This is a genomic window from Natrinema amylolyticum (assembly GCF_020515625.1).
Lineage (GTDB): Archaea > Halobacteriota > Halobacteria > Halobacteriales > Natrialbaceae > Natrinema > Natrinema amylolyticum.
The window spans coordinates 889,857-902,970 of the sequence record NZ_JAIWPJ010000001.1 but is presented as its reverse complement, the minus strand read 5'-3'; the positions used below and the strand labels follow the sequence as shown (position 1 = coordinate 902,970).

10 protein-coding genes are annotated in these 13,114 nt (G+C 53.1%); 7 read left to right on the top strand and 3 right to left on the bottom strand.

From position 1 onward, the window contains the following. The first annotated feature begins 32 nt into the window (after positions 1-32). The gene (locus LDH66_RS04445; protein WP_226479861.1) at positions 33-2,486 is read left to right on the top strand and encodes an MFS transporter; all 2,454 of its coding nucleotides are present in this window, start codon (positions 33-35) and stop codon (positions 2,484-2,486) included. An 830-nt stretch (positions 2,487-3,316) separates the two neighbouring features. Further along, a complete protein-coding gene (locus LDH66_RS04440) occupies positions 3,317-3,502 on the top strand; it encodes an HVO_A0556 family zinc finger protein (RefSeq protein ID WP_226479860.1) in 186 nt (61 codons plus the stop codon). Between the two features lie 402 nt (positions 3,503-3,904). Here the strand turns inward: LDH66_RS04440 and LDH66_RS04435 are convergent, their stop codons facing one another. Beyond that, positions 3,905-4,252 (bottom strand): NUDIX domain-containing protein, encoded by a 348-nt coding sequence (locus tag LDH66_RS04435; RefSeq protein WP_226479859.1) that lies wholly within the window; start codon positions 4,250-4,252, stop codon positions 3,905-3,907. Between the two features lie 387 nt (positions 4,253-4,639). Between LDH66_RS04435 and LDH66_RS04430 the strand changes: the two genes are divergently transcribed. From LDH66_RS04430 to wzy, 4 genes are all read left to right on the top strand, one after another. After that, positions 4,640-5,701 (top strand): GDP-mannose 4,6-dehydratase, encoded by a 1,062-nt coding sequence (locus tag LDH66_RS04430; RefSeq protein ID WP_226479858.1) that lies wholly within the window; start codon positions 4,640-4,642, stop codon positions 5,699-5,701. After that, entirely contained in the window at positions 5,698-6,663 is a 966-nt protein-coding gene (locus tag LDH66_RS04425) for a GDP-L-fucose synthase family protein (RefSeq protein WP_226479857.1), read from the top strand. The genes LDH66_RS04430 and LDH66_RS04425 overlap by 4 nt, the downstream gene beginning before the upstream one ends. A 628-nt stretch (positions 6,664-7,291) precedes the next feature. Next, entirely contained in the window at positions 7,292-8,680 is a 1,389-nt protein-coding gene (locus LDH66_RS04420; RefSeq protein WP_226479856.1) for a sulfatase, read from the top strand. Next, positions 8,677-10,131: an O-antigen polysaccharide polymerase Wzy gene (gene wzy / locus LDH66_RS04415; protein ID WP_226479855.1), complete on the top strand. Its 1,455-nt coding sequence runs from the start codon at positions 8,677-8,679 to the stop codon at positions 10,129-10,131. Before LDH66_RS04420 ends, wzy begins: the two co-directional genes overlap by 4 nt. Here the strand turns inward: wzy and LDH66_RS04410 are convergent. Continuing rightward, positions 10,128-11,231 (bottom strand): glycosyltransferase family 4 protein, encoded by a 1,104-nt coding sequence (locus tag LDH66_RS04410; RefSeq protein ID WP_226479854.1) that lies wholly within the window; start codon positions 11,229-11,231, stop codon positions 10,128-10,130. The genes wzy and LDH66_RS04410 overlap by 4 nt on opposite strands. A 92-nt stretch (positions 11,232-11,323) precedes the next feature. Between LDH66_RS04410 and LDH66_RS23085 the strand changes: the two genes are divergently transcribed. After that, on the top strand, positions 11,324-12,088 hold the full coding sequence (locus LDH66_RS23085; RefSeq protein ID WP_319004339.1) for a xenobiotic acyltransferase family protein: 765 nt from the start codon (positions 11,324-11,326) through the stop codon (positions 12,086-12,088). 21 nt (positions 12,089-12,109) lie between these two features. On the opposite strand, the gene LDH66_RS04395 is transcribed toward LDH66_RS23085, so the two are convergent. Beyond that, complete coding sequence (locus LDH66_RS04395; protein WP_226479853.1) at positions 12,110-13,009, bottom strand: alkaline phosphatase family protein; 900 nt, start codon at positions 13,007-13,009, stop codon at positions 12,110-12,112. Positions 13,010-13,114 lie beyond the last annotated feature (105 nt).

Below are 13,114 nucleotides of genomic sequence, written 5' to 3'. Positions count from 1 at the left end.
TATGATACTGTCGTACACTCACCAGACAGACAATGTCTACTGACGGCGATCCGGACACCCTTTCGGACGCCACGGCGTTGTTTCTCGAGGACCGCGACGACGGCGACCACGTGCTCGAGACCGTCCTCGCGGCCGACGCCGAACACGACACCTGGACGTTCGACGATATCGATCTGGATTCGGGAACGTTCGGGGAACTCGTTTCGAGCGGAATCGTCGAGAAGGTCGATAGCGCATATCAAGTTGCCGACCCCGAGGTCGTTGAAGCAGTGATGGCAGGTGAGGAGTTCGAAGAGGAGTTGGATTCAGCAGCTGATGACCGCGGTTTCGATCTTGAACGGTTCTGGACGGCCATCGATCCTCGGGCGATGGTCGCATTGGTCGGGGCGCTAGTCGCCGTTGCCGGTGCTAGAATGACGGCGTTTCGGTCGGTCTTTCGGAACGGCCGAGTCGTCTCGCCCGCGAACGATCCCTATTACTTCCGCTATTGGATGGAGGAGCTGATTGCGGAATCATCGGGACCAACAGATTACGGTATTCTCACGGACTCACCGGCAGGTGTCTTCGGGACGCGACCGCTCGCACACGCGACGAACTGGTTCGTCGCCGAGTTGCTCGGCGGTGGACAGGGAACGGCTGACACGGTTGCAGCGTGGCTCCCCGTCGTCGCGTCAGTTGCACTCGGGCTCGCGATCTACAAGTGCACCGTCTTGCTGACTCGAGACGTCCGGGTTGGGGTCGCGTCCGTCCTCGTCTTCGCTGTCACGCCGATCAATGCGGTCTACACGGGGCTCGGTTTCATCGACCACCAGCTCCATCAGTACTTTTGGCTCGGGATCACACTTCTGACGCTGACATGGCTCGCGGTCGATCTCCAGCGACGACTCGAGAGCGGTATTGATGGACAGGTGGCCGTTCGGGACCATCTCAGGGAGCACGTGACGTGGCTCATCGTCGTCACCTTCGGGATCTCGATCGCAGCCGGGATTCATTCTTGGGGAGGTTCGCCCCTCCTGTTGGTTCCGCTTGCAGGCTACGTCGCGTTTCGGGTCGCGATGGACGCTCGAGCCGATATCTCACCAATGCGAGCGAATCTGCCATTGCTCGTCGGGCTGGCCGTCGGGAGTGCATTCTCGCTCACCCTGCACCACCGCTGGGGCTGGCACACGGAGTTCGTCGCGACAACGCCCGCACTGGTACTCGGCGGCTCGATCGCCGTCGCCGCGATCGGCGAACTGTGGCAGCAGATAGATGTTCACCTCGGCGGGTTGCTCGCTCTCGAGGGACTCGTCGCTACGGGAGGTCTGTTCGCATTCCGACGACTACAACCCGAGGAGTGGGCGGAAGCAATCGTCCGCGTCAATGATATGTTCTTCCGCGAGGGTGCGACCGAGACGGCCTCGCTGTTTTCGACGGAGTACTTCGTCATCTTCGGCCCGCTTTACCAGCTCGGGATGGGATTTTATATCGCGCTGGCGGTACTCGGCTGGATCGTCTGGCTTGTCGCTCGTCGATACGAACCCGGCTGGTTGCTCGTCGGTACCTACGCGGGCTACCTTCTCGTACTCGCAGGAATTCAAGTGAGATTTGCTGGTCAACTTGCGATTCCACTGGCAATTCTCACTGGACTGGGGACCGTCCGACTGCTCTCGGCCGTCGAACTGGCGCGGCCGCCTGTTCCGTTTCGTGATGCGGATTCTATTCACCCAGACAACTCTCGAGATGAAAGGGCAGTGGCCGCCGACGGCGGGCTTGATCCCTCAATCGCGATACCAGAGGGACAACGGATCGCCTACCTGCTCGGTATCGGCCTGCTCGTGTTTGGATTGAGCCTCATCTACGTCCCAAGTCTGACGGCGAACGCGACCTACAGCGAGGGGCAGGTTGACGCGGTCGACGCGATCGATGAACACGCAGAGGCAGCGAACCGAACTTATCCTGCAAACTTCGTGCTGAGCGAGTGGGGCGACAACCGGATGTACAACCACTTCGTCAACGGTGAGTCACGAAGATACGGATACGCTCGGAATAATTATGAGACGTTCGTCTCTGATACCGATCCTGACGGCCAGTACGGCCAGTTCGAGGGCCGGGTCGGCTATGTTGTCATGACTGAGACCGACAGCGATGTACCAGCCGAGAGTACGCAGGCACAGTTGTTCAAGCAGTATGGTGCAGGCGGTTATAGTACCGACGGGCTCGCACACTACCAAGCGCTATTCATCGATAAGGACGTAGCGGTGTTCGTAGTGGTGCCTGGGGCAACGCTCAAAGTTCCCGGGGAGCCAGGAGCGAATGTAACCGTGAGTACGGAGGAGTCTATCTCGGGTAAATCGATCACCTACGAGCAGACGGCGACTGTCAGCGACGATGGCCGGGCCACGGTGACGGTCCCGTATGCCGGCGAGTACAGCGTCGGGAATCAGACAATGCAGGTTTCGGCGGATGAGGTGCTCAACAGGACAACGGTCACGCTCAAGGAGTGAGCGTTCCGGTCAGTATGGGCGGACGGCCGTTGCGTTCGGCAGCCATCAGTGCACCGAGGCTTGAGCAGTCCTCGTACGCCACCGACAGGGGCGTCATTCGAAGATCTGTTAGAGATATGCGTTTCCGTCCTGGCATCGACACTGCGTGATTCCGTCCAACAGGAGCTTCACATCCGAATTCGACGTTCGCCGTGGACGATGACCGCCTGCAACAGACGTGGCGTCATCGTGCACTAAATAGTACTGCCCGGATAAGTGCGAGTAGCTTGTACTCGTCACAATCAAAGAACGCCGCATCGATTCGCTCGGCAAGCTGGTCGTGGCATTTTCATCGTCGAGCAGGACATGGGGAAGAGATCAACGGTGTTGGCCGTCGGTCACGCTCGACGCTTGAGGACTGTCCGTGTGGCTGCTCCGTGTTTGTCGTCGATCGGTCAGGACCTCGATCCAATAAGGATAACCTGAGTAAAAGATGGGTGCGCTACAGAAACAGAAAAGGTGTTACGGTCGGGAGACAGCACGGCGGCCAGTCGGTCAAAGCAGGGTGGTGCTCAGCTATGGCGAACACTTGGAGCGCGACCATACAGAGTGGGCCCTAGATTGCGCGCGGGCGCCGTCGACGATAGAGTGCAAGCGGCATCGGTGCCCAGACCGCGATCGAGGCGGTGGACAATCACGGCCGCCGCGCTCGTCTCGACGACCGCTCGCGGTGGACGCCTGCCTACCTCGGGTGGCCCGATGCGACGACGGTCGGACCAGTGCAGCGAATAGTCCGACTCATGTTTCTTCTTGCCGTAAAGACTATATCATCCTGACTGAGCACCGGTAGGATGCAACTGACAGATGACGCGGTCGGCCATCCTGTCCTAGCAGTGCTCGAAGGAACACCTTGTCAGTTCTGTGCAGACGGGCGACTTACGCGAGCATGCTATAAGGGTAATGCAGCAGTGGTCTGTGACGACTGCGAGACGCCTACAGCACAGGTCTGGAAAGGACCCGGCGTTGCTTGCATATAGAAAGTAGCGAAGGCGGTAATTGTGTTCGGGGAGGAGGAATCTGGCGAAGTATCAAACCCTATTAAGTCGCTTCGACGGGCTCGAGAGACCACACCATGGTTCCGCTGACATCGACCGATGTTAGCCGATATCTGTCGACAGGACTTTCCTTGCGACCGCCGGTGGTGTCCGACAATGTACGGTGATATACGTATCGCCGTTGTACTCAGAGTAGGCGAGTTCGAAATGCGACTGTGCAAACTCCTCTCGGAGAGCGGTGACTGCTTCTCCAACGCTGCTGGAGTTCGGACTATTGCTCATACCGGGTCCTCTTTGGGAAGGTAATTAGTTAGTGAATTGTATCTCCCTTTCTCAGATGATGTTTCCCTCCTCACTCATCTTCTTTCCACGCTATAGAATCATCTAAGTACTGTTGAACGTTTTCGTGGAACCGGAGAACGGAGGTCTGAAGACTCGGACAGATGAATGTTGATTATCTATGACAAGTTCATTGCTCTCGAGGTCAACGACGTAGGCAATCGGAATATAGTGTTTGCTCAACCCCTCAAACTCCGAGGTCGTATACTGGTGTTCGTATACGCCAAGTTGAGTTTGGATGGTCACCGGACTACCGAGTTCCCCTATGCTGATACGGTGGACTGCCGCGTCCAGTGATTCGCCTTTGGAGACGACACCACCAGGGACAAACCATTCGCCTTTCGCGGGGCGGTTCTCACGGTGGCCTAGTACGACTCCGTCATTCTGTTCCACGATAGGTCAACGGAGACGAGTGGCGAGTGTTCAACGATATCCTCCCAGATCTCGTCCGGAACGTGGGTAGGCATTAGATCCGTCTATGTATCGCGGGTAGAAGTGTCGTTTGATAAGATGATGAGAGTCACAGCTAGTTCAAAGATGATTGTATCCAGAACCTTTGGTACACTTCCTAAAGATACAGATAGCGGCCTATACACCAAACATCCTGTGTAGACTTGGTCTGCAGGCTTGCTGCCAGTAGTGGTCCTGGTTCTCCAGAGTTGTTAGTTCATTTCAATCATCTACTGATGACAGATAGTGGGAGATAGCACAGACATACAAATGAAAGGGCGATGAAAAGCCAAAGACTCATACGAGATTAGTGGTAATCAGATTTTACTAATGGATATTCGGTCAAAACTTGAGGGTCGCCCTGTATTCGTGACCGGGGCGGATGGCTTTGTTGGATCACATCTCGTAGACCAGTTGGTTGAGTTTAACGCGGATGTACATGCATTCGTTCGTGCGACCTCCAGTGGGGAACTGAACAACATCCGCCAGCATAGCGAGGATATTACAGTTCACCGGGGCGATCTCCGCGACAAACATTCTGTCGATCAGGCACTTCAATCACTCAAGGGACACAGCGAGACGCTGATCTTCCACCTCGGGGCTCAAGCTCACGTAGGCGAGTCGTGGGATCGACCCTACGAAACGGTCGATACGAACGTGAAAGGTACACTGAATCTCCTGCAGTCGATTATTGACCTCAATCTCGATATCGAAAAATTTGACACCGCTGGGACAAGCGAGGAGTACGGCAATGTGAAAGAGGAGATGGCGGAGAAACATGAGTTCGACGAGAACGATCGGGTGTTGCTCAGCGAGCGGTCGCCAGTCAATCCAACGAGCGTCTACGCCACGTCAAAGTTGGCCGCTGACTTCCTCACCATGAACTACCACGACGCATACGGGCTGCCGACCGTGACGACACGGATGTTCAATAACTATGGCCCCCGCCAGAACCCGAGGTATATCACGGGCACGATCATTACGCAGGCGCTTGAGCGTGAGATTGTCGAACTCGGAAACCTGACCCCAAAGCGGGACATGTGTTATGTTTCTGATGGCGTTCGGGGCCACCTCCATGTCGCACTGGAGGGATCGCCCGGCGAGCAGTACGTCTATGGATACGGTAAAAACATCTCGATGCAGGAGTGGGCCGATACGATCCTTGAGGTCGGCTCCGAGCATGGCTACTGGGACCTCCCGGAGATCGTCCAAGACGACGAACGGTTCCGTCCCGGTGACAGTGACGTAGAGGAACTGCTCGTCGGCTATGAGAAACTCCATGAGGAAACTGGCTGGGAGCCAAACGTCTCCTGGCGTGAGGGGATCCGGCGCACGATCGATTGGTACGCTCATAACCGTGATGCTTGGTACGGGCGGGTCGATTGGCGATGACCGGGACAAACTACGCCTACTGGGACGACAAGACGGTGATGGTGACCGGCGGATCGGGCTTTCTCGGAAGCCACCTAATAGAGGACCTCGAGTCTCGCTCGAGTTCTGTCGAGATTTTCGTGCCCCGAAGTGAGGAGTACGATCTCCGAGAGAAGGCAGACATCCAACGCGCCTTCGAAGAGTCGGAGGCAGATATCGTGATCCACCTGGCAGCGTCCGTCGGCGGGATTGGTGCAAATCGCGAAAATCCCGGGCGGTACTTCTATGATAATGCTATCATGGGGATCGAACTCCTCGAACAGGCACGGCAGTTCGGGGTCGAGAAGTTCACCATTCTTGGGACTATCTGTGCGTACCCAAAGCATACGCCCGTTCCGTTTCAGGAGGAAAACCTCTGGGACGGGTATCCGGAAGAGACTAACGCGCCATATGGCATTGCCAAGAAAGCGCTCTTGACCCAATCGAAGGCCTATCGCAAGCAGTGGGGATTCAATAGTATCTATCTCCTCCCTGTGAATCTCTACGGCCCCCGCGACGACTTCAATCTCAAAACGTCCCATGTAATCCCGGCGATCATCCGCAAATGTATTGAGGCGCGTGATCGCGGCGATAAGTCGATTACGGCGTGGGGGACTGGTAAGCCAACTCGCGAGTTCCTGTATGTCAAGGATGCAGCCGAAGGAATCCTTAATGCAACTGAGAAATACAACGCCTCGGAACCAGTCAACCTCGGCAGTGGGGAAGAGATCTCGATCCGCGAACTGGTTGAACTGATCGCTGAGGAGACGGGCTTTAACGGTGCGATTGAATGGGATACTTCGAAGCCTGATGGCCAGCCCCGTCGCAAGTTGGATATAACCCGGGCAAAAACTAAATTCGACTGGGAGGCATCAACACCGTTCCGCGACGGTTTACGAGAGACTATCCAATGGTATGATATCGATTCAGAATTTTCCGAATAGATTTTCGGAGGAAAGAACAAATCGTCCCTGCACACTCGGTCGGGGAATGATATGATCTTCAGTCACGCTCGGAAAACCACGGATGCCTGACGACGCTTCGATAACGATATATGCCTACGGCTTTCTCATAGTCGGCGTCACAATTTCTGTCTCAAGATTGTCTGTCATCAAAGCAAAGCGGAATGCGATATCACGAATCGTGATATTGCTTGAAAGGGTGGCATTTGGTATAGGTTGTTGCCGCGATCTCGCTACGCTGCCCAATGCTTTGAGTTCGCGCTCGTGGGAATACGGTGCATCACGCAGTAAGCACGGACGACGTGACGCTTCATGTCTCTCGCGGTTTGAGCCCCGCCTGAGGTGCTCATGATATCACACTCTCGAACGTAAAGAGGGGGTGTGCTCTCGCTTAATGTATCACCGGGCTTGTTAGCGTTGGCGTTATGAGTCGCTTTTGAGCAGTGACACCGAAACGATATTGTCCACTTCTATACTTTCCCAACTGGCGTCTGTTTGTTGAGAATTTGATTCAGTCAATAGCAGTTATAATAATCAGACTTACCAACAGACGGCAGACTGTTCGATAAGGTCGGAACACTTTATACACCACCTGAGAAATCACGGCTAAATGGAGTCTTTCGAGCGTCCGAACATTGTTCTCGTCGTGCTGGATACCGTCAGAGCACGTAGCTTAGATCTCTACGGTCACGATCGAGAAACCATGCCGAACCTCCGACAGTTCGGCGAGGATGCCACCGTGTTCAAGCGGGCGTACACGAATGCACCATGGACGCTGCCAGCTCATGCATCGCTGTTCACAGGACAGCTCCCATCTGAACACGGCTGTCACGGCGGCTCGCTCTACTTCAACCCCGATTGTCCGACGCTTGCCGAGCGGTTACGCAACCGGGGGTACGCCACGACCGGTATCAGCAATAATATCTGGATAAGCGACCACTTCGGGTTCAACCGGGGATTTGAGTCGCTCTATAAGCAGTGGCAGTTGTTCCGTGAGACGCGTGATATCGGTCATGTGCTAAAGACGAACCCGAGCGTACAGGAGTTGGCGAAAACGCTTACCTCCGGGAACCCACTGAAGAACCTTGTGAACGGGCTTTACGGGAAGTGGCTCTACCGACGAGCCGACTTTGGCGGCGCGAGGACGACGGCGGACGCGATTGATCTGCTTGACAGTTCTGAGGAACCACTCTTTCTCTTCCTGAACTACATGGAGGGTCACGCGCCCTACCAGCATCACGAGGACTCTGTCTCCTTCCTTGACGCCGACGAAACGGAGGACCTGACCGAACTGAGCGGGCAGAGCGAAGAATATCATCTTGGCAATATTGATATCAGTAACACCGAGTTCGAACAATTGCGCCGGCTCTACGATGGGGAGTTGAGGTATCTGGATGATCAACTCAGTCAGTTGTTTCAGACGCTGGACGAGGCGGACCACTCGAATGACACGATGGTGATCGTCGTCGGCGATCACGGCGAGAACATCGGGGACCATGGGCTCATGGCCCATCGGTTCTCGGTTCATGATACGGTGTTGCAGGTGCCGCTGGTCATCAGATACCCTAACGGGGAGAGCCCTACCGCTGACCCGTCGAGCCCGGTTGACCTCCGCTACGTCTTTCAGGAGATCCTCCGTGTGAGCGGAGAAACGGTTAATATACAACGGAACGACGAACCGGCCGTCGCGGAGTACGTCAATCCCAAGTACACCCCGGAAGCGGCTACAGATGGGTTCAAGGGGGCACACTTCGACAGACGGTATGCGACAGTCATTAGCAAGACGCACAAACTAGTCCGAGATGACCGGGGGAACACCAAACTGTATGTCCGGGGCGGTCGGGACTTCGAACTAGACGGCGCGACAGTCGACGACGAGGCAATTGAGCGAGACCTTTCGAAGTATTGCCCGACCCCGAGAGCAGGTGCAGGGCAAGCAGGCACCGAGGGGCTCAGCGACGATGTAAAGCACCATTTGGAAAGTCTCGGGTATCGATGAATAATAACAATTTTTTCACTTACCAACTTGATAAGTCAGACCTCACCACGATAGTTACACTCATATTCGCCCTGCCGCTATCAGTAGTCGTAGCTATCGCGCCGGTTTCGGCGAACGGTACTCTCGTGGTATTGGCCATCTGTGGTGGGGCACCAATCGCGGTGAAGTATGTGTCAGGTGGCGACTTTTTCGCTCCAACGGCGTTTCTTGGCCTCGGTTACCTCATCTCAGTCTTCGGCCCAGTACTTGATATTGCCGCGTTTGGTCCCGATGACCGCCGACTGTTGCTTGGAAACGATCCTGAGTACCTCGTCCTTCCAATGCTACTGATCGTCGTTTACGTGGCCGCGCTCATGACTGGGGTGGCACTTTGGTCTGGGCGCGAGAGACGACCGCCCGTCACGATGGGGCGCTGGAACCACGAGCGCGCGCGTTGCATAGGACTCGTATTTGTTTCTATCGGCACAGTAGGATTCTTGGCGCTGTTGCTGACAACTGGGGGGATACCGACCTCACTCAGTGATCTCTCTACAAAACGGCGGCCACCGAACGAGTATATCCGGTGGACGGCGCAGTTTCTCCAGTATGGATCGATCATCTTGTTTGCCAACTATCTCACGTCCAGTTTGTCTCAGCGGTGGACTTCTGGTATACTGTTTGGACTGAGCTTTCTCCCCGCTACATTCCTCCCCTTCTACACAAGCCAACGGTCGACGCTCCTGCTCTTTCTCATCGCGCTACTCGTTATTGCATATTATTTAGATGAACAGGTGACAGGTGCCAAACTTGTATCTGTTGTCCCCACCGGCATTTTCTTGTCGAACGCAATGCTACAGTTCCGGAAAGCGTCGTGGCAAGGGGCTTCGGCTCTTGAGGTAGGGAACCTTCTCCGTCCGGAGAGCCTGATTGGATTTTTTGAGGCTAACAGGGGTAATGTTGTTGCTCACGCACATATCCTCCACATGGTACCCGAAGAGTCCGGTTACCGCTTTGGGAGCACACTGTTCACGTGGGCTGTGTTTCCAGTTCCACGAGCAGTGTGGCCATCGAAGCCAATCAACCTTGGCCAGCAACTCGGCGTTCTCATCTATGCAAGAGGTGAGGGCATCGTCGGCTCCGGTACACCGCCGTTCATCGCTGGTGAGTTATATCTGAATTTCGGGATAGTCGGTGTCCTAGTAGGTGGACTCGTCCTCGGAGTCATCGTTGGGAAAGTCATGGGCTACCTCCGACCGTCGTCCGCAACAAATCCCGGACTGGTGATTTTCTACTCGATCTTCGCCACACAGTTCGTCGTTGGGACAATGCGTGGCGACTTCTCACCAACGATGGTCAACACTCTGAAGTGGGTGGTCGTTATGGTACCCGCAGTGATTTTCGCTGCCGGTGGAATACAGATCGGCAGAGTCAATAGTAACTACGTAATTAGCTCTACTGATAAGTCTGACTAGTCAACCATAGATTCGTAGACATCCAAGACATCACTTGCACACCGCTCCCAAGTATACCGACTAGCCTGCTCTTGGGCGGACTGTTCGTATTCAGCACGGAGTTCGTCGTGAGTTGCGAGGCGCTCCATCGCTGCTGCGAAACCGGCTGTATCCTCGGGGTCATCAATAAGAATACCCCCATTACCGACTGTCTCAGGAACCGCGAAGACGTTGGACGCGATGACCGGCGTGCCACATGCCATTGACTCTGCAAGTGTAAGGCCAAAATTTTCCTGATAAGTGGGGGAAACAATAGCCGTAGCACCGGTGTACAGCGCAGGCAGTGCCTCGTATGGCACTGTTCCGAGGCGATGGATGCGGTCGTCGTTGTCGGATTCGCGGAGAAGTCGATTCACCTTTGGTTTCTCCCAGCCCGGTCCGGCGATCAAGAAGGAGTACTCTGGAAGTGTATCAGCAACTGCGTCGAACGCTTGGATGAGAGTCTCGGGGTTTTTCCGCTCGGTATAACTGTTCACAGAGACGTAGTATGGACGTTCAACACCAAGGTTCGTGAACACCTCGTCGACAGCCGTTTCGGCGAGTGGACTAAACTGCTCATGATTGATGCCGTTGTAGACGGCAGTTACCTGGTCTGGCTTGAGTGGATAGTTGTCAAGTAGCTGTCTCTTTGCAACACCTGAGACCGCTATGATTTGGTCAAGAGTCCGAGCTAATTGTGGCCAGATATACTTTTTCTCAACATCTACCTTCAGAGATGATTCCATACTATCTAGCGTTATTGGTTCGATACCATGAATTGTTGAAACAGTCGGTGTATTAAAGAAACTAATAAATGGAAAGCGGTGAAGGGCTGCTTCTAGGTGAATCACATCAAGATTAAGGCGGTTTAATCGTCTTTCCGCAAGCAACGGACTTGATGGTAAAAGAACTGATTGTACCCGAGGGTGGTCAAACAATTCATGGGTCTGTTTAGTAAAGTGAAAACAAAATAGCTCGAGATCGGCGTCTAGTTCAAGAAGAGCAGGACAGAGTCTACGTCGGTATGTTCTCGGACCATTTTGTGGCCCAAACAACCTCTCAACACCAATTCCGACCTTCATACTTGTACTCATAAACACCATTCGGTGGATGAGTTAAAAGGGCTGACGGATGGCCAAGTCCTATAAGCCAGCGAAAGAGGATATCTATCATAATGATGGCTGTACCTTCAGTAGTCCGTTCGATAGGTGGGAAAATCGCAACTGGTACTGGGTATCCATTTCCAATCAGATTTCTTATAAATAAGTCCCCTATAATAGATAATATATGTGCAAGTAAATCGTCAAAAATAGAGCGTGGGGTAAAATTGGCCGGAAAAATTGATCTAGGTGAAAACACCGTAATTCAGTCAGGTAGTCAGATACGGGGGAATGTGAAAATAGATGAGGGGTGTACAGTAAGGTCGGGGTCAAGGATACGGGGCGATATAACGATTAAACGAGGAACAGTTCTGAATGATTCTGTTGAAATGATGGGGGGAGAAATAACGATCGGGAAATATTGTGCAATTGCTAGAAACTCAACATTTCAAAGTCGAAACCATAAAACAGACTGGCCCAGTATGCAGCTTAGTTTCTATAAAGACAAAATTGGAACGCCACTTCCAACAGAATGTGAACCTATATGCATCGGAAATGATGTCTGGATAGGAACAAAAGCAATCATCTTACCTGGAGTAACCATTGGTGATGGAGCAATAGTCGCTGCAGGAGCAATCGTAGTGGATGATGTGGAACCTTACTCACTTGTCGCCGGCGTTCCAGCAAGTCACAGAAAATATCGTTTTGAACAACCCACGAGAGAAAAGATAAATAATATATCATGGTGGGACTGGTCTGAAGAGAAGATCTCCAGAAATGAAGACTTTTTCCACACGGACCTAAACCAAGCAGAGGATATTGAGAACATCATCAAATAGAGCGGACTGGAAATCTGACCTTCAGGACTTATATCCTAAATCTGCAAGGCGATCTTGAACTGTAGAATCCTCTTTTCGGTAATTATCTAGTTTTTCACTAGCACTAGTTATTGACCTTCGTTCTTTGCCACTGACAATCTGCCACGGAACGCGGACCAGTGCATCAATATAGTGATTCCCTGGATGTCCGTACACACCCATTTCGCCGAATGCATTTCCGTGGTCAGCGGTCACGATTGATTTCCCATCGATAGAATTGAGCAGGCGTTGTACCTCCGGAAGTGTACATTCAAGATTTTCCCGGTACGCATTCCAGACGAGGGACCCTGAGAGATTCCCACTCTCCAGTTGCTCCCACACTGTCGGAGCGTCTGTTTCGTCCAACTCACCTGGTGTCTCAGCAAATCCGGAATGGGTTATCTCACGGCCAAGTTCGCCGATAAACGGGAAGTGGGGCTGGACGTAGTGAATGATAAGCCGTTTATTCGGATGTTTTTCGATTGTTTCAATAGCACTGTCAGTTACGTCTGACGGCATCACAGTATGAAGATCAGGGTCCCAGTGATTTTCCCAGAGTCGCTTACAAGCGTAAAAATTCTCTACCATATCGTGGCGCTCCAGTTGTGGGTTCGCCGAAACATAGACCGTATCGTAGTAGCTGTTATCAGCGAAATTACCGCGGAGGAACTCCGCAGTTGATGAACCTTGAGAAATTACTGAATTAAGATCTCCATCGAATTTTGACACTTCTTCAAATAGATCGAATCGACAGGCATCCAAAATAATCAGGTTGTCCCAATCCTGTTCCATAACCGAAATTCGATCGACATTTAGGAGATATTCATTATAAATCCGGTTTAGCTCAACAGCAACGCGACGTGGTTTACGTATCCCCCGCAACACCTGTTCAATAGAATACATGATTTGACGTTCGTTAGAGTTCTATTGTCAGTGTCCGGTATTAAGAGATTCGCATAAGGAGTACAGTAGTGTTTAGTTTGGCGTAGTGAACCAAGTAGCATATTG